Here is a 24,082-nt window from a genome sequence, read left to right as displayed (position 1 = left end):
TAAATATCAGTAGTTTAAAAATTCGAAAACATTGTAAACACTGGGTAAAATATAGAATTTATAAAATAGAAAACAAGAAAAAAATAGTTTATTTTGACTTCACTTTTTTCCACTCTCGAGCCACTTCTTCAAGCTCTAAATACCAGTCTTCGCCAAATCTTCTAATTAATGCTTCCTTGACGAATTTATACACTGGAACTTCTAATTCTTTGCCCAAAGTACAGGCATCATCGCAAATATCCCATTTGTCATAATTCACCGCCGCAAACTCTGTAAAATCTTTCACTCTCACCGGATACAAATGACAAGAAACGGGTTTTTTCCAATCTACTATCCCTTGATTATAGGCTTGTTCAATACCACAAAGCGCGGTTTTACCATCAAAAATAACATAAGCACAATCCTTATTATCTATTAAAGTGGTTTCTAGATCACCATCGGTTCCTTTTACCCATGTTCCCTGTGCCTCAATAGCTTCAATACCTTCTTTTCGCAAAAAAGGTTTCACTTTTGGATATATCTCTTCTAAAATTTTAGTTTCTTCTTCATTTAAGGGCGCACCCGCATCTCCATCTATACAACAAGCCCCATGACATGCCGATAAATTACACACAAATTCCTTTTCTAAAATATCCTCTGAAACGATTGTTTTTCCTAGTTGAAACATAATTTTTGAAACGCTACTATTATAAGCCACAAAGGTAGTCAATCTAACACTAAGAAAAGAAAGATAATTCGGCTGATGCAAACAAGATTAAAAGACAATTATTGAGTATCTCAAAAAATAATTATACTTTTAATAAAAAAATGATATTGTATCAATGTTAATATAGTCTACAAAGTGTTCCTTTGTACAAAAAAACAAAAAACATGTCCTTATTTGATCTTAAAGAAATTATCACCGTTGGAATGGTCCTTTTTGCGGTTATAGATATTGTTGGTTCTATACCTATTATTGTAGACCTTAGAAAAAAACACGGCCATATCGAATCTGAAAAAGCATCAATAGTTGCTGGATTTATCATGGTAGCCTTTCTATTCATTGGAGAAGATTTCCTGAAAATCATAGGTATAGATGTGCATTCGTTTGCAGTAGCGGGTTCATTTGTATTATTTTTTATTGCTTTAGAAATGATTCTGGGTATTCGAATATACCGCGACGAAGAAGCGAGTTCTGCCTCAATTGTCCCTTTAGCTTTTCCATTAATAGCAGGAGCAGGAACTATGACTACCTTACTTTCTTTACGCTCTCAGTTCCACACGATAAACATTGTAATTGCCATTCTATTAAACATTTGTTTAGTTTATATTGTATTAAAATCATCCTCAAAAATTGAAAAATTATTAGGAAAAGATGGACTTGGGGTTATACGCAAAGCATTTGGAGTAGTACTTTTGGCCATAGCTGTTAAATTATTTGCTGCTAATGTTAAAGGTCTGTTCTTATAAATTATTTTTTTTTAATTTAGCCCCATAATTTAGCTTGTAACAGTAATTTTTGAGTTCGACTAAACAAATAAAACTTCTTGTTTTTAATCGACTTCTTGAGTTACAAGCCAATATAAATGTCATGAAAATTTTTACTAACATATTAGTGTTTGTTGCTTCAGCACTTGTCATTTTCAATATCACTCAATTAGATTTCAACAATCTTTTTAAAGAAGACAACGCTGTAGCTTTTATTGGAATAGCCGCTTCTTGTTGTGCCATCTTAATTCTAATTATTTTTAGAATGTCTAAAAAAATAGAAGACAAAATGAACGACAAACAATAGTTTTATGTTTGACGTTTTAATCATTGGTGGTGGAGTATCAGGGATGTCATGCGCTTTAGTGCTTGGCTCTGCCAAAAACAAGAGTTTTGTATCCGATAAAAAAATTGGTATTTTTTCTCATCAAAAATCTTCCTCTTTGCAAGATGCTTTGTTTAACAATGCATACGGAATTCCTGCTGGCAAACTTGGATCAGAATTATTAACAGAAAGTATTGAGCATCTCAACCAATGCTATCCTCATATTACTCAAATTCATAACGAAAAAGTACTTCGCATTGAAGGAGAAGCAGCTAACTTTACGGTTGTTACCAATAAAAACAGTTACCAAACTAAAGCAATTGTAATAGGAATAGGCTCTGCTAATACATTTGCTATTGAAGGATTAATGCAATATGTGATTCCGCATCAAAAAGCAGTTCCTGAAAAACAACGAATTCAATTAAAAAACAACGACCATTTAGTTACTGATGGCATCTATGTCATTGGAACTTTGGCAGGATGGAGAAGTCAACTAGCAATTGCTGCCGGAAGTGGCGCTGCAGTAGCCACAGATATTCTTACTTTATGGAATAATGGCACACAAACACACGCCCACGATAGTATTCGATAAAAACTATTTTTTATTCAACACTTTATTTATCATTAAATCGTCCTTTAAAAGGATGTCATAATAAACTTTTTCACCATACAATTGTTTGGCAAATTCGGCATTGATATGTCGTTTTACAAGCGCTTTGGCTTTTGCCAACTGAATACCAGGAATATGTTTGCTCAAAAAGCGATCAAACAAAACAAAATACGCATCAGTTGTATTCATGTTCTTCAAAAACTGATCCAATGAAAGCCCATTAAAAGCAGTTCTTTTTTCATCTAATTGTTCAAAAACAAAATTACCTACAACTCCAGTTTCCAACAAATAAACAGTTGCTTCATCGGCGTTTTCAAATTCAAGTGGCACAAAAACATCTGGGACAATTCCGCCTCCACCATAAACTATTTTTCCTTTAGGTGTTTTATATTTCAAACTATCAGCAACTTCTATACACTCTTTATCGTATAACTCGCCATTTTTATAACGCATTTCCGACTCCCTAAAATAGTATTCTTGCCCTTTTTTATAAGGTTTTTGAATCGATCTACCTGTTGGTGTGTAATAGCGCGCCACTGTTAATCGTACAGCCGAACCATCATCAAAATTCATTTCACGTTGTACGAGACCTTTACCAAAAGATCGGCGCCCTACAATAGTTCCCCTATCATTATCCTGAACCGCGCCAGCCAAAATTTCACTAGCCGAAGCTGAATTTTCATTGATTAAAACAAATAAATTCCCGCTTTCAAAATCTCCTCGTTCAGTAGCATAAGTCTTATCGATTTTACCATTTTTATTTTTGGTAAACAAAATTAACTTTTGATTAGGCAACAACTCATCTGCAATTTCAACCGCCTCTTCCAAATAACCACCACCGTTGTCCCTCAAATCAATAACAAGCGATTGAGCACCTTGTTTTTTTAAACGAACTAAAGCAACTTTGAATTCCTCGTAAGTGGTTTCGGCAAAACGATTGATTTTAATATAGGCGGTCGTAGGATTCAACATTAATGCTGCATCGACACTTTTAAGAGGAATAATTCCTCTTCTTATCCTAAAATTAATTTTTCTTTTTTCTGATTTTCGATACACTGTTAACACCACCTGAGAACCTTCCTCCCCTTTAAATTTTGAGAACAAAGAATCTGTTGGTAATTTCCGCCCAAACAATTTCAAGCCATCGGCATATAAAATTCGGTCACCTGGTTTGATTCCAGCATTAGCCGAAGGACCATTTTCAATAGGTTCAATCACAGCAACCGTATCTTTAAAAAGAATAAAACGAACACCAATACCAACAAAATCACCTTTCATATTTTCGGCAACTTCTTTTTGTTCGCTTGCTGGGATATAAACAGAATGCGGATCTAGTTGAGCCAAAATATTATCGACTGTTTTGTTTACAATCGAGTCGGTATTTAATTCATCGACATATTCGTTTTCTATAAAGTCTATTAACTTATTTAGTTTCGCTTTAGAATCATTTGAATTCAACGATTGACGTTGAATCGAAAAACCCAAAAACACACCTATTAGTATTCCTACTGAAAGAATAATACTAATGTAAATTGGCATGTATTTGTAATTTATTTTCACCTTAGTCTTCTAATTCTGGGATATGATCGACAACAACTCCCGCTTTTTTCAAAAATTCAATTCCTGATTCGTCACGATATCCATTTTGATACACCACTCTTTTTATCCCTGATTGGTGAATCAATTTACTACATTCTTTGCAAGGAGAAAGCGTGATGTACAAAGTTGCTCCTTCACAGGATTGGGTAGAACGCGCTACCTTAAGAATTGCATTTGCTTCGGCATGCAAAACATCCCATCTTGTTAAGCCTTCCTCATCTTCACAACAATTGTCAAATCCTGTTGGAGTGCCATTATAACCATCAGAAATAATCATTCGGTCTTTTACAATTATTGCCCCCACTTGCTTGCGCTTGCAATACGATAATTGCCCCCATTCCTTCGCTATACGAAGATAAGCCTTATCGTATTTGTTTAATTTTTTTTGTTCCATAATTCTATCTTAACCAAATTTCATTACCTAAAATTATTGGTAAAACTACACCAATAATGAATGCCGACATCACTAAAGTCCAATCTCTTTTAGAAAATCTAAAAACAGTCTGTACAATATAAGCTAAAATTAAAACAACTAAGATAACCACTAATTGAGCCACCTCAATTCCTAATGATGTTTCCAATATTGCTAAAAATTTAGACATCGATGCCTCTTTATGAATATTCCTAAAATGGTTTGTAAATCCTAAACCATGAATTATTCCAAAAAACAGTGTTACTATGAAAACCAAATTCACACTTTCCTTTTTCCCTGATTTGCCTGCAGTAAACAGATGAAACAAAGCAACAATCAAAATAGTAATAGGAATTAACAATTCAATAACAGCAACTTTCACTGTAATAATTCCATACAAAGTTAATAACAAAGCCACCGTATGTCCTACTGTAAAGGAAGTAACTAATGCCAATATTCTTTTCCAATCTTTAAAAGCAAGCGGAATAGACAAGGCTATCAAAAACAAAATATGGTCGTAGGAATAGATATTTAAAATATGTTTTAATCCTAACTGAAAGTAGATTAAAAATTGGGACATCATAGGTATTATTAATTGATAAGGGATGTAAACTTACGATTAATTTTGAAACTCCTCAATTCAATCTAACAATTCCTTGTGAATAATTATATTCCAAATATAATTTCTCTTCAAATAATATTCAAAAGGAAATTAATAATTTAAAAATTGAATTATATTTGTCTAAAAAAACAAGTATTATGTCATTTTCAGATTTATTTGATAGCGAATTTAAAGAAAGAAATAGAGGTCATTTCTCTGCGATTGTTCGTGTTGCTTTAGCAGATGGAATTGTTTCAACAGAAGAAAAAAACTTCTTAAACAAATTAGCAACGAAACTTGAAATTTCTGATTCAGAGTATGAAGAAATTTTAGAGAATCCAACAATACATCCGATTAACCCTCCTTATTTATACTCTCAAAGACTAGAGCGTTTATATGACCTAGCAAGAATGGTTCATGTAGACCACCAGTTGGGAGATAAACAAGAAACAATCTTAAAGAAAATTGCCATTGGTTTAGGTTTTACACCTAGCAATTCTGGATATATTGTGGGTAAAGCATTATCATTAGTAGACAAAAAAGTAGATTTTGACACTTTTGCTTACGAAATGCAAAACATGCACAAATAATATTTTACGTTAACCATACAAAAAAAGCTCTTGAGTAAATCATTCAAGAGCTTTTTGATTTCTAGAAATACTGATTTAACTATTTCTTACTAGCGTTAAGCATAAATTCTTCTGCTTTAGTTACCATGTTATAACTTCCACAGAAAAATGGTACGCGTTCGTGTAATTCAGTTGGTTTAATTTCCATAATTCTTCTAAATCCATCCGATGCTTTTCCACCGGCTTGCTCAGCTATAAAAGCCATTGGATTACATTCATAAAGCAATCTTAATTTTCCTTTTGGTGCTTTAGAACTTGTAGGATAAATATAAATTCCACCTTTAATCATGTTCCTGTGGATATCCGAAACTAAACTTCCAATATATCTTGAAGTATAAGGACGATCTCCTTCTTCTGATTGACAATATTTAATATAATCTTTTACGCCTTGCGGAAACTGGATATAATTCCCTTCGTTAATCGAATAAATATGTCCGTCTTTAGAGAATTGCATATTGGGATGTGACAAATAGAAAGTACCAATTGCAGGATTTAATGTAAACCCATTTACCCCATGACCAGTCGTATAGACTAACATTGTTGATGTACCATAAATTACATATCCAGCTGCCACTTGCATAGTACCCGGTTGCAAAAAGTCTTCAAGAGTAACCGGCGTCCCAATAGGAGTAATTCTTCTGTATACCGAAAAAACAGTACCCACTGAAACATTTACATCAATATTAGAAGATCCACCCAAAGGATCCATCAAAACCACATATTTATTTTATGATTTTTATCTTGTCCTTCGACGGTTATAAAATCATCATTTTCTTCCGAAGCGATACCACAAACTATCTCTCGATTTTTTAATGTTTGAATAAAAATCTCATTAGTATACACATCTAGTTTTTGCTGATCTTCACCTTGAATATTCCTTTCGCCAGCAGCACCAGTTATATCCACCAGACCAGCTTTATTCACCTTGTAACTAACTACTTTTGCGGCTAATCGTATTGAATTGATTATTCTTGATAACTCACCAGATGAGTATTGAAATGCATTTTGATTTTCGATAATAAATTCCCCTAGAGTTTTAGTACTTTGTTCCATTCCGAAATCGATATAGTTATATTTGCGATAACAAATATCGTTTTTTTTGTGATAATGATTCAATAAAACCTACTTAGTTTTTCAGTATTGTATATTTGCTAAGAATTTAAAGTTGCATACAAATAAAAAAAGCCATATTATTTTTCAAACCTTAATAATACGAATTCATGAATATCAGAACTGGTAAAAAAGAAGACATGGCTGCTGTTCTTAAACTCATTCAAGAATTAGCTGTTTTTGAAAAAGAACCTGAAGCAGTTATGATTACGGAAGAGGACTTAATTAGAGATGGTTTTGGAGAACACCCTTTATTTCATGTCTTTGTTGCCGAAATAGATTCTGATTCAAATGAAAAAGAAATCGTAGGAATAGCATTTTATTATTACCGTTATTCGACTTGGAAAGGTAAAATCATCCATCTTGAAGATTTAGTTGTAAAAAATAATATGCGTGGTAAAGGAATTGGATATGCGCTTTATTCAGAAATTATCAAGCAGGCCCAAAAAGATCAAGTACGAAGAATCGATTGGAATGTACTAGACTGGAACACACCAGCGATTGATTTTTATGAAAAAACAGGTGCCAAAGTATTAAAAGAATGGCATGTTGCTCAGATGGATGAAGAAGGAATTGCTAATTTTATGAAAAATAGAGTAAAACAAAATTAGAAAAAACAAAATATGAAAGTATTTAAATTTGGTGGAGCATCTGTAAAAGATGCCGCTGGAATAAGAAACGTTTACGACGTTTTACAAAAAGCAGGGTATCAAGATGTATTGTTAGTTGTTTCTGCTATGGGCAAAACTACTAATGCATTAGAAGTGGTAATTAAAAATTACTTTGACAAATCAGCTGAGCTTAACGCTTCGGTACAAGAAATAAAAAAATACCACAATCAAATTCTTTTGGATTTATTTGAAGATGAAAACCATGAAGTTTTTGCTGCGGTACAAAATCACTTTACCGATTTAGAATATTTCTTAGCGCACAATAAATCGCCTAACTACAACTTTGTTTACGATCAAATTGTAAGTATGGGAGAAATTATTTCGACTACCATTTTAAGTTATTTCATGAACTTCATGGGAATTGAAACCCAATGGATCGATGTGCGCAACTACATCAAAACCAACAACAACTACCGAGATGCTGAAGTGGATTGGGAATTAACTCAAAAAAATATTGCTAACAATATTAAAACTAAAAGCTTAAACATTACTCAAGGTTTCTTAGGTTCTGACGAAAATAACTTTACCACTACTTTGGGTCGTGAAGGTTCTGATTATACTGCTGCTATTTTTGCATATTGTTTGAATGCCGAAAGTGTTACCATCTGGAAAGACGTTCCTGGAGTTATGAACGCTGACCCTAGATATTTTGAAAACGCAAGTTTGCTTAATCAAATCTCCTACAGAGAAGCAATTGAATTAGCGTTCTACGGAGCAACAGTAATTCACCCAAAAACACTACAACCTTTACAAAAAAAGGAAATTCCTTTACACGTAAAATCTTTTATTAATCCATTACTAAAAGGAACTGTAGTAAGCAAAGGAGCTACTCTTGAACCATTTATGCCATGCTTCATTGTTAAGAGAGAGCAATTATTGATTTCTCTTTCATCAATTGATTTCTCTTTCATTATGGAAGAAAATATTAGTGAAATATTTGGTTTATTCCACGAATTCAAAATCAAAGTAAACCTAATTCAAAACTCTGCTATTAGTTTTTCGGTTTGCGTAGAAGATAAGTTTGGCAACTTCAAAGACTTATTAGCAATTTTGTCTAAAAAGTTCAAAGTAGGTTACAACGAAGATGTTACACTTTACACTATAAGACATTTTAATGATGCAGCTGCACAAACAGTTATGGAGGGCAAAACAGTACTGTTAAAACAACTAGGTACTGAAACAATGCAAATTGTGACTAAAGAAAGCTAAGCCTTTTTTATATAACGCTATCAAAGACACTGTTGTTAAACTATTAACTTCAGTGTCTTTTTTTATTCAAATTGCGCATTAAATTATTACATTAGGAAATAATAACTTAATAGTTTGATAATTCATAGGAAAAAATCTAAAAACTTTGTTTGACTATTTTTATCAAAATGTTTAAAACTATGAATTTAAGTACACCAAATAAAACCATACTAGTAGCGCCTTTAAACTGGGGACTAGGCCATGCCACTCGTTGTATCCCTATCATTAAAGCTTTATTAGACAATAATCACATTCCAATAATTGCTTCGGATGGTGTTGCTTTGGACTTACTAAAAAAAGAATTTCCTTATCTAAAATTTCTCGAATTACCTTCCTATGAAATTGAATACGCTAAAAATGGGAAATATTTCAAATGGAAACTTCTTAAAAATTGTCCAAAAATGATAGAAGCTATCCTTGAAGAAAAAAGGTTAGTTAAGAAATGGATAAAGAAACACGATATTGAAGGTATTATTTCAGACAACAGATTAGGTGTATTTAATAAAAAAATACCCTCTGTTTTTATTACGCATCAGTTAAATGTTTTAACAGGCAACACGACTTGGCTCACCAGTCTTTTACATCAAAATATTATAAAAAAATTCACAGAATGTTGGGTACCGGATTCGAATGGCACCACTAATTTAGCGGGTGAATTAAGTCATTTAAAAAACCCTGATTTCAACATTAAATACATTGGTCCAATAAGCAGAATGCACTGTAAAAAAGTAGCTAAAAAATATGATTTAATGATCACTCTTTCAGGACCAGAACCACAAAGAGGAATGCTTGAGGAAAAATTAAAAGCAGAAATAGTTAATTATAATGGCTCTATACTTTTTGTAAAAGGAATTATTGAAAAAGAACAAGTCAAAGAACAAATAGACCATGTTACTTATTATAATTTCATGCACAGTCGCCAGCTGGAACAAGCGCTGAATGAAAGCGAACTAATACTTTGTCGTTCAGGATACACTTCCATAATGGATTTATCAAAACTCAATAAAAAAGCATTTTTCATTCCTACACCTGGGCAATTTGAACAGGAATATTTGGCTCAAAAACTCAAAAAAGAAGGTCTTGTCCCTTTTGTAGATCAAGAACATTTTACGATAAAGGATTTAGAAAAAATAAATAATTTTAAGGGACTATCCGAAATAAAAACCGATTTTAATTGGGTAGAAATTTTTAAGGTTTTTCAATAATAGAAAGTAAAATTTCAATAAAAAAGCTAGATAATCAAATAGACAATCTAGCTTTTTTAGTTAAAATTACATACTTTATTACATTTCGTCAAATTTTTCATGCTTAATAATTTTAGCATGAACCATAAAATAAACGGATTCTGCAATGTTACTGCAATGCTCAGAAATACGTTCCAAATGTTTCAAAACTAAAACAAGATTAGTTCCCGAAACAACTACTTTAGAGTTCGCTTTCATTTCAGCAATAATACCATTAATAAGTTCGTCAACATTAGCTTTTATCGAATTATTTAACGGAAAAATTGAAGCAATAATATCAGAATCTCTAGTTAAAAAACACTCATTCGTTTTTACCATTATTACTTCTACTTCTCTCGCAACATCAGCAATATTAAACTTCCCGATTAAATCGTGCTTTTCTTTGATATTTTTAGTTTTCTTGATGATGCTAATAGCCAGATCCCCAATTCGTTCAATCTCATTACTAATTTGCAATGAAGCCATGATAAATCTTAAATCAGAGGCTACGGGTTGTTGTAGCGCAAAAATTCGTTGACAAATTTCGTCAATCTTAATATCTAATTTATCAATTTTATTCTCAACTTTCTTTATTTCTTTTCCTTCAACTACAGCTTCAGCAAGTACCGCTTTAACTGCTTCACTCACTTGATTTTCTGCTAAAACCCCAATTTTTTGAATTACATTTTTTAATTTATCTAATTCTATTTCAAAGTGTGTCATCCTATTATTTTGTTTTAAAACTGTGTAGATTAAAAATACCTCTTACTTAAGTAATATGCTATTTTATCCAAATCTACCCGTGATATAATCCTCAGTTTGTTTTTTCTCAGGTTTGGTAAAAATTGCATTTGTTTTACCCATTTCAATCAATTCACCCATATAAAAGAATGCAGTATGATCACTGGTTCTTGCTGCTTGTTGCATGTTATGAGTTACAATAATAATGGTATATTGCTCTTTCAATTCGTGAACCAATTCTTCAATTTTAGAGGTAGAAATTGGATCCAGAGCACTCGCTGGCTCATCCATCAAAATAATATCTGGGCTAACCGCCAACGTTCTGGCAATACACAAACGTTGTTGTTGCCCTCCAGAAAGTCCTAAAGCCGAATCACCCAAACGGTCTTTTAATTCATCCCAAATTGCCGCCTGACGTAATGAAGTTTCAACAATTTCGTCTAATTTTTTTTATCATTAATCCCATTAATTCTGGAACCATAAACCACATTTTCATAAATTGATTTTGGAAAAGGATTTGATTTTTGAAACACCATCCCGATTTTTTTTCGGATGTTTACAACATCTACATTCTTATCGTAAATATCAACTCCTTCCACAAGCATTTGACCTGTAATTGATACACTAGGAATCAAGTCATTCATACGGTTAATACATCTTAAAAATGTCGATTTCCCACAACCAGAAGGACCAATTAACGCAGTCACTTTATTAGCTGGAATTTCCATTGTAATCTCCTTTAACGCCTTCTTTTCACCATAATACAATGACAAATCATTTACTTGTATTTTTATGTCTTTCATTTTTATTTTATTATAATCTAAAAGTAAATTTTATTAGTTAATGAGCAAAATTATTTTGCTTTTCTTCTGATTCTAGAACGAATAACTACCGCCACTAAATTTAATGACAAAGTCAAAATCAATAACACTAAAGTAGTTGCAAATTGAATAGGCATTGTCTTTTCAACATCAGAAGATTGAGTAGCCATAATATAAATATGATAACCTAAATTCATAAACTGATCACTCAAAGAACCTGGCAAAGAAGCCAAATAATAAGCTGCTCCAGTAAATAAAATAGGAGCTACCTCACCCGCACCTCTACTTACCGCAAGAATTGTTCCTGTCATAATCCCAGAAATTGAACCCGGAAGAACCACATTTTTAATGGTTTGCCATTTAGTTGCTCCCAATGCCAAGCTGGCTTCGCGCAATTCACGTGGTATGGTTTTTAAAGCCTCTTCTACCGAAACTATAATCACTGGCAATGTTAATAATGACATGGTTAAACTTGCCCAAAGAATATTAGGCTGTCCCCAACGTAATTGTCCTCCATTGAAAGCGTTATCAAACCCTGCTCCGATAAATTGAATAAAAAATCCAAGTCCGAAAAGACCAAAAATAATAGAAGGAACTACGGCTAAAGTTCGAACAGAAAAACGAACTGCAGCGGCAAACTTAGAAGTTTCACTCGCATACTCCGTCAAATAAATTGCTGTAATTGTACCAAAAGGAACTGCAGCAATTGACATCACAATAACCATGATAAAAGTTCCAATCAATGCAGGAAAAATACCTCCTTCGGTCATTCCATTAGTTGGAAAAGAACTGATGAATTCCCATGAAAATTTTTCACGCCCTTCATAAATAATAATTCCTAAGATAACAAAAAGGATAGCAATAATAGTGTAAACTGCTAATTGAGTTAGTCCTACAATAACTTTACCTTTTATATCAGTACTTTTGTTTTGAGTTGAAAGCAAGGAACTGTTGATTTCTTTAGTTGCTGTACTCATGATTTATTTTCCTTGAAATTTCTTAATTAATCTACCTTTTACATAAAATTCAGCCAATGCATTTAATCCAAAAGAAAAAATGAATAACAATGAACCAATAAAAAACAACACACTATAATGTGTTTCTCCAAAAACAGTTTCTGCCATTTCAGCACCAATTGTAGCAGCAAAAGTTCTTACACTTTCAAAAGGATTTGCCGACATTAAAGCCGCATTACCCGTGGCCATCAAAGCAATCATGGTTTCTCCAAAAACCCTTCCTACACCTAAAAGCAAAGCAGCAAAAATACCCGGAGTAGCGGCGGGTAACACCACATAAAAAGCAGTTTGCCATTTATTAGCACCCAAAGCTAAACTTGCTTCAGTATAGGTTTTAGGAATAGACGAAAGCGCATCTTCAGAAATAGTATAAATAATTGGGATAGAAGCTAAAGCCATCGCAACACCACCTACAAAAGCATTTAAACGGGAATCATATCCAAAAATATCCTGGAAAAAAGTTGCCATCACCATCAAAGCAAAGAAACCAATAACTACCGATGGGAATGCAGCAAGCATTTCTATAATCGGTTTAATAATTTCTTTGGTTCTTTTAGAAGCGAAACATGCCGTATAAAGTGCCGCCAAAATAGCAATTGGACCTGCAATAAGCATTGAAATTATAGTCACTTTTAAAGTTCCAATCAATAAACTTAACAATCCGAATCTTGGATTCTCAGAAACAGGAACCCAATCAGAAGTTAATAAGCTATCCCAAATGGAATCTGATTTCTCTTCAATTACTTCTGTTTTTTCTGTGGATTCGTCTCCTGCGACCAATTCTTCTTTTTCAACTCCACCATAGGACTCTGGTTGTAAATCTTCCTTTTCAACCCCACCGTAGGATTCTGGTTGTAAATCATCTGTTTCAACTCCACCATACGATTCTGGTTGTAAATCTTCTTTTTCAACCCCACCGTAGGATTCAGGCTGTAAGTCTTCTTTTTCAACTCCGCCATAGGATTCTGGTTGTAAATCATCTGTTTCAACTCCACCATAGGATTCTGGCGTATTGTTAGCATCCGATGATTGCTGTATTTCCGTTTGAGCTGATTCTTTAGCTGAACTAAAAATTGGCAAAGACTCTTTAAAAACAAAAATAAAGATCAGAAAAATAATTGCAATAGAGAGAAAAGCAACAGATGAAATTATTTTTTCAGCAAGAAACTCCGAAAGCCTAAACTGTTTCTTCAAACTTTCTTTGGTGAAATTTTTTTTGATCGGAATTTGAGAATTCATTTTGAATAATTAAAAATTCATTAATTTATAAATACAACATATCCTTTATCGGGTAGTATAGCCGATAAAGGATAGTATTATTTATCATTTTATTATTTTACTGGAAAATAACCAGTTTCAACAACTAATTTTTGTCCCTCTGGGCTTAAAATCCAATCAATAAATGCTTTTGTTTCGCCAGTTGGTTTCGATTTCAAATACATAAATAAGTATCTTGAAATTGGATAGGTTTTATTTTTGATAGTAGCAGCAGTTGGTAATACACCTTTACTTTTAGCATCTTTTTTCACTTTACAGTCTTTAACACCTTCTGCATAAGCAGCTCCACCGTAACCAATTGAATATTTATCTTTAGCAACAGCATTTACAATCGCAGCAGTACCAGGCAATGTTTGTACATTAGCAGCAAAATCACCATTTACTACATGCTCTCTGAAGAATTCAAAAGTACCTGAACTACTTTCTCTTCCATACAAACGAATCTTAGCATCATCTCCACCTACTTCTTTCCAGTTTGTAATTTTACCAGAAAAAATAGCTCCTAATTGCTGAATAGATAATTCAGAAACTTTATTTCCTTTATTTAAAAACACAGATAAACCATCTTTTGCACATGGAATTTCAATACCTGCTGTTTTAAATTTCTCTTTCAATTTTTTAACCTCAGCCGGTTTTATTGGACGACTTGCATTAGCAATTTCTGTAGATCCATTTAATAAAGCAGCCAAACCTACTCCAGAACCTCCACCTGTAACCTGAATTACGGTACCAGGATGTTTAGCCATATAAACTTCCGCCCATTTTTGAGACAAAATTACCATAGTATCTGATCCTTTTACAGTGATTTTTTTCAAAGCTGTAAAAGATAAACCAACAGTCATTATTACTGCTAAAAGAGCGTATAATTTTAAATTAGATTTTTTCATTTTAATTGTTTTTAATTTAGCACAAAAGTACCCTATATACCTCCTGCCAATGTTAAGTTAACATTATGTTTGTTTTATTAAAAAGCTACCTAATTACCTATAAATTAGAAGTTAAACTGAGCCTGAAGTCTCAACAAATTCCCTTTTTGTCTGTTATTAGGTAATGAACTATCTTCAAAAGTTCTATCCGCTATAACCCATTCCGCTACTAACTCAAATGCCTTGAATGGTTGCCACTCTAAACCTAATTCGTAATCCCTCACTACATAGCTTCTGGCGTCTTTTTCAAATTTCTTACCTCCATTATAATATTGGAATTTAGCAAAAGGATACAATAAGTGGCGTTTAGGCAAATCCAATTTGTAGTTCAAAGTCACATAACCTCCTTCTAGATGTGAAACATCAACAGAATTTGTTACTTTATTATAGCGAGGTCCTTTACCTATATTATATTCTGCTTGCACTCCAAATGGTTTTGGATACAAAATAAAAGAAGCTGCAACCCTTTGATCTAAAGTATTTTGTTTGTTAGCTGTAGTAACGCCTGTAGAAAGCTCACTACCAAAAGCCCATTTTCCTGTGTAAGCCTGAATTCCTGGCTCAATAATTTGATCACCAATAACAAAAGGATAACTCAATCTTGTAACTACGTGTAAATTTCTATTTCCTTCAGACTTATTAGCTGTTTGACCATTATACGCCCCTAATGCAAATACTCCATAATCACCAGATCCTTTATAACCATCTTTCACTAACATTGCAAAACGCTCTCTTACTTCGCTTGGTGCCCAATAAAAGAAAGCTCCCAAATCACGCTCATTTGCAACAGCACTATTTAACGCATCGTTACGATCCAAAGTCAATCTGTTTTGACTTGATTGCATGTTTTCAAAACCATAAGGCACTTTACTTTGCCCTAAACGAACTCTAAATTCTCTTTTTTTATCAAATGACAAATCAAAATAAGCATCTCTAATTTGCATAAAATGATTCACTCCTGATGCAGGCGAACTAGCTAAATCTGGCTGAATATAAATGTATACATTAGGATGAATTTGACCCGAAAATACTAAACGTGCACGTCTAATAAAAAACCCATTATTTGATTTTGCATCCGGAGCTGTTGAAGTTGTCCCCCATGATTTATCACATTGCTCACAAGCTACTTTATCGTTAGTAGACAACAAACCATTGTAACGTACTTGTACATAACCTCTTAAACCGATGTTATCATACCAGTGTTCTTTTTTAGGCTTTGCATTTTCTTGAGCAACCTTAACTTTATTTATCGAATCCAGTACACGAACTACCTCTTTCGCCACTGCCACCTTATCAACCTCTTGCGCATTCATTAAAAACGAAACAAATAGCAAACCTGTAAATAAATATTTTTTCATTTTAACTTTAAATCAATATTATATTATTTTTATGCAAACCTAATATTAAACTTTATCTCAAATATTAAGCGTGAGTTATCATAAAGAGAACTTAACGTAAACATTTGTTCACATTAGCTACTTTTTAATGTGAGAATTTATTTTACCAATATGAGAAAGCCCAACAAATTCAAGCCTTGAAGGAGTTATTTTTAGTTAACATTAAATTAACATTGGACAAAAGCCGAAAAAAACATGATTCTGAAAAACGATAAATTGGCTTGGATTTTGAATAAAAGCAACAAAAAAGGCGTAGTTTATAACTACGCCTTTGGTATTAAAAAAGGAAATAAAGACTACTCTTCGTCTTCGTCCTCGATAATAATTTCTTCTTGTTTTTGTTTTTCCTGTTCTTTTTTAACTGCTTTTTCAATTGTAAAAGAAAACTCAGAACCAACTCCAAATTCACTTTCCACATAAATCTTTTCTTTATGGGCTTCGATGATGTGTTTTACAATAGCCAATCCTAAACCAGAACCTCCTTCGGCTCTAGACCCGCTCTTATTTACACGATAAAAACGCTCAAAAAGCCTTGGGATATTTTGTTTTTCAATTCCTTCACCATCGTCAGTAATTCGAACTAACACTTTTTCTTTAGTCAAATTGACTACGGCCACTTCTGTTGTCCCGTCTTTTTTACCATACTTAATAGAATTTACAATCAAGTTTTCAATCACTTGCTGAATTCTATCTTTATCTGCTTTAACAAAATTAGGACGGATGTACTCGTTTTCGAAACAAAGGGTAATTTTTTTCTTGTCGGCTTTCATTTCTAACAAGTCAAAAACATTTCGAATTAATTCGACAATATCAAATTCAGTAATATCCAAATTCAAATCTCCAGACTCTAATTTGGTAATCATATCCAAATCTTCTACTATATATATAAGACGCTCCACACCTTTGTCGGCACGTTTTAAATATTTTTTACGAATTGTTTTGTCTTCCATCGCTCCGTCAAGCAAGGTAGAAATATATCCTTGAACGGTAAAAAGAGGTGTTTTTAATTCATGAGAAATATTTCCTAAGAACTCTCTTCGGTATTCCTCACGAACTTGCAGCATTTCGATTTCTAGTTTCTTATCTGTGGCAAACTTCTTCACTTCACGTGTTAAAGTTTCCATATCCGTTGTGATAGGCTGATTAATAAGTGTACTAGATTCTAGGAGAGAAACATCGTCGTAAATTTTCTTTACTCTTCTGTAAATAAATTTCTCTACACGATATTGTAACACCAAAAAGGAAAAGAGATAAATTACAAATACAAATACTATCCCAAAAGTCCATAAGCTTTTAGGACTAGTATTAAAAATAAGCATTGCTAAAAAAAGAACAAAGGCAGTAGAAAAAACACTAATATAAAATGCCGACTTAATGGCGAACTTATATGTTTTTTTAAAGCTAATTTTCATTTAATAAATTGTTCTTGATTATACTGAAGTAAATATACATATATATGTTATACTTCAAACTTATAACCTACTCCTTTTATAGTTTTAAAAAGGTCATCGCCTATTTTCTCGCGAAGTTTTCTAATATGAACATCTATTGTTCTTCCTCCTACTACTACCTCGTTGCCCCAAACTTTATCTAAAATCTCATCTCTTTTAAATACTTTTCCAGGTTTTGAAGCTAATAAATAGAACAATTCAAATTCCTTTCTAGGTAACGCAATCTCAACATCGTCTTTAATAATTTTATATTCCTCACGATTAATTTCGATTCCACCTACATTCAAAGTTTCACTGTCTTGCTCACCTGATTCTTTAAGTCTTCGCAATAAAGCTTTTACCTTACTTACTAGTAATTTTGGTTTAATAGGTTTAGTAATATAATCGTCAGCTCCAGCGTCAAAACCAGCTACTTGTGAATAATCTTCACTTCGAGCAGTTAAGAAAGTTATAATAACTTCTCTCAGTTCAGGAATGTTTCTAATGTTTTCACAAGCTTCCATGCCATCCATTTCAGGCATCATCACATCCATAATAATTAGATCTGGTAATTCTTTTTTAGCCTTAGCTATAGCCTCTTTACCATTAGAAGCAGTAACAATTTGGTAGCCCTCTTGAGTAAGGTTATAACCAACAATTTCTAAAATATCTGGTTCGTCATCAACCAATAAAATCTTCGTGTTTTTCTTTTTCATAATCTAGCAAATTTTCTTTTGCGATGTAAATGTAATAATAAAAAAACAGCCCAAAAGTCGTGTTAACCGTAATTTAAAGAGATAACAATTTAGTAATACTGGAGCAACATAATCGTAACAAGTGATTAACATGAACTTTACAAAGCTACCATTTCTTTGCAAAAAATTTAACAAAACATGAAAATTAGATTTATCATTTTAACATTTTTTATTACTGCATTGAGTTTTGCACAAGGTAAAGGTACGATTTCAGGAGTAATAACAGACAAGGATTCTAATAATGAGACATTACCATTTGCCAATGTTTTTATAAAAGGAACTCAAATTAGTGCTACTACAGATATAGAAGGAAAATACACTATTAGTATTGCTCCTGGAAGTTATGTAGTACAGTTTACATTTGTAGGCTACGAACCTAAAGAAGTAGCTATAAAGATAGCTGCCGGTGAAAAATTAGTATTGGATCAGGCATTATCTTCAGGGGCTTATGCACTTAAAGATGTTGTCATCACCTCTACAGTAAATCGTCAAAAAGAAACAGCTTTATTGTTAGAACAAAAAAATGCTGTAGAAATAAAACAAGCTATTGGAGCTCAAGAACTATCAAGAAAAGGAGTTAGTGATGTTGAGGAAGGTTTAACAAAAGTAACAGGAATTGCAAAAGTAGATGGCCGTGGTTTATTTGTTCGTGGACTTGAAGACAGATACAACAATTTATTAATTAACGGCTTACAAGCCCCATCTAATAGTCCTTTCAAAAAAATCATTCCAACAGAATTGTTCCCTACAGATATTGTTGGTGTATTAAACATCTACAAAACATTTAATCCTGACATTTCAGGAGATTTTGCTGGAGCTACTGTTAACATTGAAACTAATGAAGCTAAAAACAGATTAACTAAAATTTCTGTAGGTTTTACTCACGTTACCAACAATAACGGGGAAAGATTTTTAAAAGCACAAGAAGTTAGTTCTACAAAAGGATATTTAGGATTCTTAGGTAATGACAAAAGTTTACCAGGATATTTTGGTGGAAAACCATCTGGATACATTCAATCACCTGCAGAATATTTTGATTACAACAAAAACTCAAATTGGGATGTAAATTCGAATACAAGCCCACTAAATACAAGCATCAATTTTATTCATGGAGATAACCTAAAAATTGGTAAAGAAAATAACAAATTGAGCTATTTACTTAGTTTGAATCAGGACAACACTTACCAAGTTAGAAAAGGAGTTGAAAGAACATTCAATTTTGGTCAAGGAAATTATGACAACAATTTAGCAAACAGCTCTTACGAATACAAAAATACAATTTCAACCTTAGGAAATATCAAATATAAAACAGACCGTTTTGATATCAGCTTAAATTCATTCTTATTAAGAGCTACATCTTCAAAAATAGAAGATCAGTTTGGTTACACAAATAGCCAGACAACCCGTCCTAATTTAATTATAAGATTAAATCAATTTGAAGAAACTCAATATTGGAATAATCAAATCTTAGGTAGTTACAACCTAACAGAAGATAAAAGACATAGCATTAAAGGAGGTTTTTCATATGTTAAAACTTCTTTTGGTCAACCTGATAGAAAGTTCTTAGTTGGAGAACTAAATGGAGAAGAAATAACAGCTAATTATGGAGGAAACAACTTAATTAGACAATACTTAGATATTTCGGGAGATCGTTTCTTTTCTGGTAAATTAGAATATAACTACATCATTAGTACTACTTCAGATGATAAAGAAAATAAATTATCGGTAGGTTATAATGGATTTAGCAACGAGGAAATTTCTTCTTATAGATTTTTATTTGGAAGACCAATATCAAGTTCATTACCAAGTTTTACTACAAATATCAATGAAGTAAATAGAGTGATCGATAATAGCGTTGAAAACGGAAACATTCGTTTTACAGAAACATCTAACGAAGATTATAAATCAAAATTATACCAAAACGTTCAAGCAGGATATTTCAATTTATTTTGGAATTTTGGTGAAAACTTCGAAATCAACGGAGGTATTCGTGCTGAAAAATCTTTAAGAGAAATCAAATTCAGACGTCTTGGATATGGATTAAATAGTAATTTCTCAACATTTACAGATGACAAATTAGATATTTTACCATCGGCAAATGCTAAATTAATTCTAAATGAAAAAAGCAACTTGAGATTTGCAGTTTCTAAAACAATCACAAGACCAGCTTCTGCTGAATTATTACCTATCGAATATTTAAATGCTGATGGTACATCAGTATTAGGTAACAAACCATTAGCATCATCTGTTTATGGTTCTGAAAAAGATTGGAAATCATTAACCAACACGGATAATTACAACTTTGATTTAAAGTATGAAATTTTCCCTGAAAACAATGAATTAATCGCTTTAGGAGTATTTGGCAAACAAATTCAAAATCCAATTGAGCGTTTATTTATTCAAAGTGCCAGTAGTGGAGGACAAATTACAACATTTGATAATTCAAAATCAGCTAGAATTTTTGGAGCAGAGTTAGAATTCCTTCTTTCTTTAAAAAGAATAAATCCTGTTTTAGAAAATATTTCTTGGGGTTTCAATACTTCGTTAATGCATACAAAAGTAAATGTTGATTTAATCAAAAATCCAGCTGAAAATTCAGCTTCAAGAGAATTACAAGGAGCAGCAAAATGGGTAATTAACTCTGATTTAAAATACGAATTTAATTTAGGAAAAGAAATTAAAAACACAACAACATTAGTTTATAGCGTAACAGGTGACCGTATATATGCTGTAGGAACTGCGGGAATTGATCATGTATATGAAAAACCATTCCATAAATTAGATTTTGTTTGGACAACTAAATTGACAAAAAACATAGATACTAAATTATCTGTTGATAATATTTTAAATCAAAACTTTAGGAGAGTTCTAGGTGATTCAAGTAGTAAAATCATTACTGAAAACGATCTTACAGTAAGACAATTTAAAAAAGGAACAGGAATAGGATTTAGTATTAGTTATACTTTCTAAACAATATAAAAAAACTGCTTAGGCAGTTTTTTTTGCTTTATAAACCTCAAACATTCTCTTAACTTTTAATTAATAATAAAACAAGTTAAACATAACAATCTCATAAATTTAAGATAACCTAACATCAATACAAGCACTATAAATTTGCTGAAGTAAAAAATATAAACAATTATGAAAAAATTAATTTTAAGCTTATCTATAATAGCTACATTATTAACTTCTTGTACAAGTTCAGAAAATGACTCAGCTGCTCTAGGACCAGTTGAAGGACAACTTTCTGGTGACATTACTGCTGACAAAACATTGGTTAAAGGAAACTACGAATTAACAAGTGCTGTACGTGTAAAATCTGGAGCAACTTTAACTATTGCTGCAGGCTCAATCTTAACTGCTGATGATGCTAATGGATTAATTTCACTAACTGTTGAAAAAGGAGGTAAATTAATCATGATAGGTACTGCTGCCGAGCCTATTGTTTGTACTTCAAAAACTAAAACTCCTGGTTCATGGGGTGGAATCGTAATGTACGGTGATGCTGCAATTGTACCATCTTCTTCTTCTACAACTGCAACTTCTGAAGACGGAACTAATACAGTTTATGGTGGTTCATCTAATGCAACAAGTGGAACTTTAAAGTTTGTACGTGTTGAATACGCAGGTAGAAAAATTGCAGATGGAACTAAAGAATTGAATGCCTTTTCATTTTATGCTGTAGGTAGCGAAACAGTTCTTGAAAACTTAGTTGCTTACAAAGGATCAGATGATGGTTTTGAATTTTACGGAGGTACTGTAAGCTTAAAAAATGCTATCTCTTATGGAAATACTGACGATTCATTCGACTGGCAAGATGGATGGAGAGGACAAAACAATTCAAACTGGTATGCTTACCAAACAGGTACTGCAAACTACGGAATGGAAATAGAAGCAAAAGGAGTAAACAATAGCTTCTACCCTGTAGTTAGCAACATTACTTTAAAAAGAGCAGCTGGTACAGTAACTGAAGGAGGATCTTCTGCAGCAGAGTATGACGCTATACAGTTTAAAAAACAAGGTAATGGTTTCTACTCTAACATCTTAATCGAGGGATACACTGATGCTAACGCAGTAGCTGTTAGAATCCAAGATCTTGCAACAAATACTGATCAAGTAACAGGAAGTAAAATTAAATTAACTGATGTGAAAATTGCAGGTAGTACACCTTTACAAGGAGCTGGAGCTACAGGTTATACAATTTCTTTCCCAGTAGGTTTTTACACTACAAGTACAACTTCAACAGGTGCTAATTTAACAACAGGTGCTTGGGCAACTGTTGATGGAGTAAGCTTAATCAAATAATTGAAGTATTAAAATATCCTTAAAAAACCTCTCATAATGAGAGGTTTTTTTGATTAGTAAGTATTTTTTATATAACTTTACGATATATAAAATTTATAGAATGATAAAAAACTACTTTTATATTATTCTCTTAGCGGTTTTTTTCTGTTCCTTGAGTATGAATGCTCAGGAAAATAAAACGCAAAACAATCCCAATAGCTCCTCGGTTATTGAGGGCTTGAATTTGTATCCTAATCCTGTATACAATGGAAAGATAACTATCACCACAAAAAATGACGGCGAAAAAGAAATTATTATTTTTGATCTGTTAGGAAAAAAGGTTATACAAACGAATCTGAATGCTAATTCTAGAGAACTTAATATTTCCAGCCTTATACCAGGCGTGTATATTATCAAGATTAACGAACAAAACAGTTCGGCTACACGAAAACTCATTGTTCGATAATAAACAAAAAACATCCTAAAGCTTCAATTGAATTTGAAGCTTTTTTTATTTCTAAAAAAAGGATTAAATGATACCTTTGCAAAAAAAATCTTGATAAGCACTACCGATATATTTACGATTTCCAATCAAAAGCAATTTGAAAAAATAGCTTTAAAAATATTTCGTTTTCAACACGAAAATAACGCGGTGTATCGAAAATTCTGTGATTTCCTAAATACAGATGTGCAAAAAGTCAAATCACTAGAAAAAATTCCCTTTTTACCCATTCAGTTTTTTAAAAGCCACAATGTAGTTTCTAACAATCATCCTATCCAAACTACTTTTACAAGCAGCGGAACAACAGGTATGATTACCAGTAAACACCTAGTAACAGATGTAACTCTCTACGAAGAAAGCTACCAAAAAGGATTCTCCGAATTTTATGGCAATATCGAAAACTATGTGGTTTTAGCCTTACTTCCATCTTATTTAGAAAGAGAAGGCTCTTCCCTAATTTACATGGTCGAAGATTTAATTAAAAGCTCCAATCATCCCGAAAGTGGGTTTTACCTTCACAATCATGATGATTTGATTAAAAAATTAATTGAAATTGATGAATCAGGACAAAATGTAATCCTTATTGGAGTTACTTATGCATTATTGGATTTAATTGAAAAGCAGAAGTTCCAACTCCAAAACACCATCATCATGGAAACCGGAGGAATGAAAGGGAAACGCAAGGAAATGATTCGGGAAGAACTTCATGAAATATTGTGTTCGGGTTTTGGCGTTTCAGCTATTCATTCAGAATATGGCATGACTGAATTACTCTCACAGGCATACTCTCTCGGAAACGGAGTCTTTGAATGCCCTTCATGGATGCAAATTCTCATTCGTGATACCGAAGATGCCTTGAATTATATTCCGCAAGGAAAAACAGGAGGAATCAACGTTATTGATTTGGCTAACATCAATTCTTGTTCCTTTATTGCTACGCAGGATTTGGGTAAAAAATATCCCAACAACTCTTTTGAGGTATTGGGACGTTTTGATAATTCGGATATACGTGGTTGTAATTTGATGGTGGTTTAATA

The 24,082-nt window shown here is 32.6% G+C and carries 22 protein-coding genes and 2 pseudogenes; 11 read left to right on the top strand and 13 right to left on the bottom strand.

All coding sequences use genetic code 11. The features are described from left to right. Window positions 1–88 precede the first annotated feature (88 nt). On the bottom strand, window positions 89–667 hold the full coding sequence (locus tag P5P90_RS10870; protein ID WP_278034708.1) for a DUF3109 family protein: 579 nt from the start codon (window positions 665–667) through the stop codon (window positions 89–91). Between the two features lie 203 nt (window positions 668–870). Here P5P90_RS10870 and P5P90_RS10865 point away from each other — a divergent pair, with 203 nt between their 5' ends. The 3 genes from P5P90_RS10865 (at window position 871) to P5P90_RS10855 (ending at window position 2,384) form a co-directional block, all read left to right on the top strand. Next, a complete protein-coding gene (locus P5P90_RS10865) occupies window positions 871–1,449 on the top strand; it encodes a MarC family protein (RefSeq protein WP_278034707.1) in 579 nt (192 codons plus the stop codon). 121 nt (window positions 1,450–1,570) lie between these two features. Next, on the top strand, window positions 1,571–1,774 hold the full coding sequence (locus P5P90_RS10860) for a hypothetical protein (RefSeq protein ID WP_278034706.1): 204 nt from the start codon (window positions 1,571–1,573) through the stop codon (window positions 1,772–1,774). Between the two features lie 4 nt (window positions 1,775–1,778). After that, window positions 1,779–2,384: an FAD-dependent oxidoreductase gene (locus P5P90_RS10855; protein ID WP_278034705.1), complete on the top strand. Its 606-nt coding sequence runs from the start codon at window positions 1,779–1,781 to the stop codon at window positions 2,382–2,384. Window positions 2,385–2,387: 3 nt separating this feature from the next. On the opposite strand, the gene P5P90_RS10850 is transcribed toward P5P90_RS10855, so the two are convergent. From P5P90_RS10850 to P5P90_RS10840, 3 genes are read right to left on the bottom strand one after another with little or no spacing between them, the layout of a single operon-like run. Further along, window positions 2,388–3,962, bottom strand: a complete 1,575-nt coding sequence (locus P5P90_RS10850) for a S41 family peptidase (RefSeq protein ID WP_278034704.1) — start codon at window positions 3,960–3,962, stop codon at window positions 2,388–2,390. Between the two features lies 1 nt (window position 3,963). Continuing rightward, a complete protein-coding gene (locus P5P90_RS10845) occupies window positions 3,964–4,395 on the bottom strand; it encodes a deoxycytidylate deaminase (RefSeq protein ID WP_278034703.1) in 432 nt (143 codons plus the stop codon). Window positions 4,396–4,399: 4 nt separating this feature from the next. After that, complete coding sequence (locus tag P5P90_RS10840) at window positions 4,400–4,993, bottom strand: HupE/UreJ family protein (RefSeq protein WP_278036514.1); 594 nt, start codon at window positions 4,991–4,993, stop codon at window positions 4,400–4,402. Between the two features lie 158 nt (window positions 4,994–5,151). Between P5P90_RS10840 and P5P90_RS10835 the strand changes: the two genes are divergently transcribed. Beyond that, a complete protein-coding gene (locus tag P5P90_RS10835) occupies window positions 5,152–5,604 on the top strand; it encodes a TerB family tellurite resistance protein (protein ID WP_278034702.1) in 453 nt (150 codons plus the stop codon). Between the two features lie 79 nt (window positions 5,605–5,683). Here the strand turns inward: P5P90_RS10835 and fbp are convergent. Further along, window positions 5,684–6,696 (bottom strand): annotated as a pseudogene (gene fbp / locus P5P90_RS10830) (class 1 fructose-bisphosphatase). A 167-nt stretch (window positions 6,697–6,863) separates the two neighbouring features. On the opposite strand from fbp, the gene P5P90_RS10825 reads away from it, so the two are divergent. The 3 genes from P5P90_RS10825 to P5P90_RS10815 all read left to right on the top strand — a co-directional run bounded on the left by P5P90_RS10825 (window position 6,864) and on the right by P5P90_RS10815 (window position 9,877). Next, window positions 6,864–7,364, top strand: a complete 501-nt coding sequence (locus P5P90_RS10825; protein WP_278034701.1) for a GNAT family N-acetyltransferase — start codon at window positions 6,864–6,866, stop codon at window positions 7,362–7,364. A gap of 12 nt (window positions 7,365–7,376) precedes the next feature. After that, window positions 7,377–8,633, top strand: a complete 1,257-nt coding sequence (locus P5P90_RS10820; protein WP_278034700.1) for an aspartate kinase — start codon at window positions 7,377–7,379, stop codon at window positions 8,631–8,633. A gap of 179 nt (window positions 8,634–8,812) precedes the next feature. Further along, the gene (locus P5P90_RS10815) at window positions 8,813–9,877 is read left to right on the top strand and encodes a glycosyltransferase (RefSeq protein ID WP_278034699.1); all 1,065 of its coding nucleotides are present in this window, start codon (window positions 8,813–8,815) and stop codon (window positions 9,875–9,877) included. A 78-nt stretch (window positions 9,878–9,955) separates the two neighbouring features. On the opposite strand, the gene phoU is transcribed toward P5P90_RS10815, so the two are convergent. The 8 genes and pseudogenes from phoU to P5P90_RS10775 form a co-directional block, all read right to left on the bottom strand. Continuing rightward, window positions 9,956–10,618, bottom strand: coding sequence for a phosphate signaling complex protein PhoU (gene phoU, locus P5P90_RS10810; protein ID WP_278034698.1), 663 nt, complete (start codon window positions 10,616–10,618; stop codon window positions 9,956–9,958). Window positions 10,619–10,681: 63 nt separating this feature from the next. Further along, window positions 10,682–11,439 (bottom strand): annotated as a pseudogene (gene pstB / locus P5P90_RS10805) (phosphate ABC transporter ATP-binding protein PstB). A gap of 50 nt (window positions 11,440–11,489) precedes the next feature. Beyond that, window positions 11,490–12,434, bottom strand: a complete 945-nt coding sequence (pstA, locus tag P5P90_RS10800) for a phosphate ABC transporter permease PstA (protein ID WP_278034697.1) — start codon at window positions 12,432–12,434, stop codon at window positions 11,490–11,492. A 3-nt stretch (window positions 12,435–12,437) separates the two neighbouring features. Beyond that, a complete protein-coding gene (gene pstC, locus P5P90_RS10795) occupies window positions 12,438–13,712 on the bottom strand; it encodes a phosphate ABC transporter permease subunit PstC (RefSeq protein ID WP_278034696.1) in 1,275 nt (424 codons plus the stop codon). A 92-nt stretch (window positions 13,713–13,804) separates the two neighbouring features. Further along, window positions 13,805–14,638 (bottom strand): phosphate ABC transporter substrate-binding protein, encoded by an 834-nt coding sequence (locus P5P90_RS10790; RefSeq protein ID WP_278034695.1) that lies wholly within the window; start codon window positions 14,636–14,638, stop codon window positions 13,805–13,807. A 104-nt stretch (window positions 14,639–14,742) separates the two neighbouring features. Beyond that, the gene (locus P5P90_RS10785; protein ID WP_278034694.1) at window positions 14,743–16,035 is read right to left on the bottom strand and encodes a porin; all 1,293 of its coding nucleotides are present in this window, start codon (window positions 16,033–16,035) and stop codon (window positions 14,743–14,745) included. A gap of 335 nt (window positions 16,036–16,370) precedes the next feature. Continuing rightward, on the bottom strand, window positions 16,371–17,486 hold the full coding sequence (locus P5P90_RS10780) for a sensor histidine kinase (RefSeq protein ID WP_278034693.1): 1,116 nt from the start codon (window positions 17,484–17,486) through the stop codon (window positions 16,371–16,373). A gap of 47 nt (window positions 17,487–17,533) precedes the next feature. Beyond that, window positions 17,534–18,220: a response regulator transcription factor gene (locus P5P90_RS10775; protein ID WP_278034692.1), complete on the bottom strand. Its 687-nt coding sequence runs from the start codon at window positions 18,218–18,220 to the stop codon at window positions 17,534–17,536. A 177-nt stretch (window positions 18,221–18,397) separates the two neighbouring features. Between P5P90_RS10775 and P5P90_RS10770 the strand changes: the two genes are divergently transcribed. From P5P90_RS10770 to P5P90_RS10755, 4 genes are all read left to right on the top strand, one after another. Next, entirely contained in the window at window positions 18,398–21,229 is a 2,832-nt protein-coding gene (locus tag P5P90_RS10770) for a TonB-dependent receptor (RefSeq protein WP_278034691.1), read from the top strand. 171 nt (window positions 21,230–21,400) lie between these two features. Further along, on the top strand, window positions 21,401–22,564 hold the full coding sequence (locus tag P5P90_RS10765) for a hypothetical protein (protein ID WP_278034690.1): 1,164 nt from the start codon (window positions 21,401–21,403) through the stop codon (window positions 22,562–22,564). 100 nt (window positions 22,565–22,664) lie between these two features. Beyond that, complete coding sequence (locus P5P90_RS10760) at window positions 22,665–23,009, top strand: T9SS type A sorting domain-containing protein (protein ID WP_278034689.1); 345 nt, start codon at window positions 22,665–22,667, stop codon at window positions 23,007–23,009. A gap of 90 nt (window positions 23,010–23,099) precedes the next feature. Beyond that, complete coding sequence (locus tag P5P90_RS10755) at window positions 23,100–24,080, top strand: LuxE/PaaK family acyltransferase (RefSeq protein ID WP_278034688.1); 981 nt, start codon at window positions 23,100–23,102, stop codon at window positions 24,078–24,080. The last annotated feature ends 2 nt before the right edge of the window (window positions 24,081–24,082 follow it).

The organism is Flavobacterium nitratireducens (assembly GCF_029625335.1).
GTDB classification, from domain to species: domain Bacteria; phylum Bacteroidota; class Bacteroidia; order Flavobacteriales; family Flavobacteriaceae; genus Flavobacterium; species Flavobacterium nitratireducens.
The sequence above is the reverse complement of the archived record's forward strand: the minus strand, read 5'-3'. Positions and strand labels throughout refer to the sequence as shown.

Bases quoted from the DNA above. Each gene is read 5' to 3' on its own strand.
- P5P90_RS10860 (WP_278034706.1), top strand. From the start codon at position 1,571: ATGAAAATTTTTACTAACATATTAGTGTTTGTTGCTTCAGCACTTGTC.
- P5P90_RS10840 (WP_278036514.1), bottom strand. From the start codon at position 4,993: ATGTCCCAATTTTTAATCTACTTTCAGTTAGGATTAAAACATATTTTA.
- P5P90_RS10790 (WP_278034695.1), bottom strand. From the start codon at position 14,638: ATGAAAAAATCTAATTTAAAATTATACGCTCTTTTAGCAGTAATAATG.
- P5P90_RS10775 (WP_278034692.1), bottom strand. From the start codon at position 18,220: ATGAAAAAGAAAAACACGAAGATTTTATTGGTTGATGACGAACCAGAT.
- P5P90_RS10870 (WP_278034708.1), bottom strand. From the start codon at position 667: ATGTTTCAACTAGGAAAAACAATCGTTTCAGAGGATATTTTAGAAAAG.
- P5P90_RS10780 (WP_278034693.1), bottom strand. From the start codon at position 17,486: ATGAAAATTAGCTTTAAAAAAACATATAAGTTCGCCATTAAGTCGGCA.
- pstA (WP_278034697.1), bottom strand. From the start codon at position 12,434: ATGAGTACAGCAACTAAAGAAATCAACAGTTCCTTGCTTTCAACTCAA.
- P5P90_RS10815 (WP_278034699.1), top strand. From the start codon at position 8,813: ATGAATTTAAGTACACCAAATAAAACCATACTAGTAGCGCCTTTAAAC.
- P5P90_RS10785 (WP_278034694.1), bottom strand. From the start codon at position 16,035: ATGAAAAAATATTTATTTACAGGTTTGCTATTTGTTTCGTTTTTAATG.
- P5P90_RS10845 (WP_278034703.1), bottom strand. From the start codon at position 4,395: ATGGAACAAAAAAAATTAAACAAATACGATAAGGCTTATCTTCGTATA.
- P5P90_RS10765 (WP_278034690.1), top strand. From the start codon at position 21,401: ATGAAAAAATTAATTTTAAGCTTATCTATAATAGCTACATTATTAACT.
- P5P90_RS10825 (WP_278034701.1), top strand. From the start codon at position 6,864: ATGAATATCAGAACTGGTAAAAAAGAAGACATGGCTGCTGTTCTTAAA.
- P5P90_RS10770 (WP_278034691.1), top strand. From the start codon at position 18,398: ATGAAAATTAGATTTATCATTTTAACATTTTTTATTACTGCATTGAGT.
- P5P90_RS10865 (WP_278034707.1), top strand. From the start codon at position 871: ATGTCCTTATTTGATCTTAAAGAAATTATCACCGTTGGAATGGTCCTT.
- pstC (WP_278034696.1), bottom strand. From the start codon at position 13,712: ATGAATTCTCAAATTCCGATCAAAAAAAATTTCACCAAAGAAAGTTTG.
- P5P90_RS10760 (WP_278034689.1), top strand. From the start codon at position 22,665: ATGATAAAAAACTACTTTTATATTATTCTCTTAGCGGTTTTTTTCTGT.
- P5P90_RS10820 (WP_278034700.1), top strand. From the start codon at position 7,377: ATGAAAGTATTTAAATTTGGTGGAGCATCTGTAAAAGATGCCGCTGGA.
- phoU (WP_278034698.1), bottom strand. From the start codon at position 10,618: ATGACACACTTTGAAATAGAATTAGATAAATTAAAAAATGTAATTCAA.
- P5P90_RS10855 (WP_278034705.1), top strand. From the start codon at position 1,779: ATGTTTGACGTTTTAATCATTGGTGGTGGAGTATCAGGGATGTCATGC.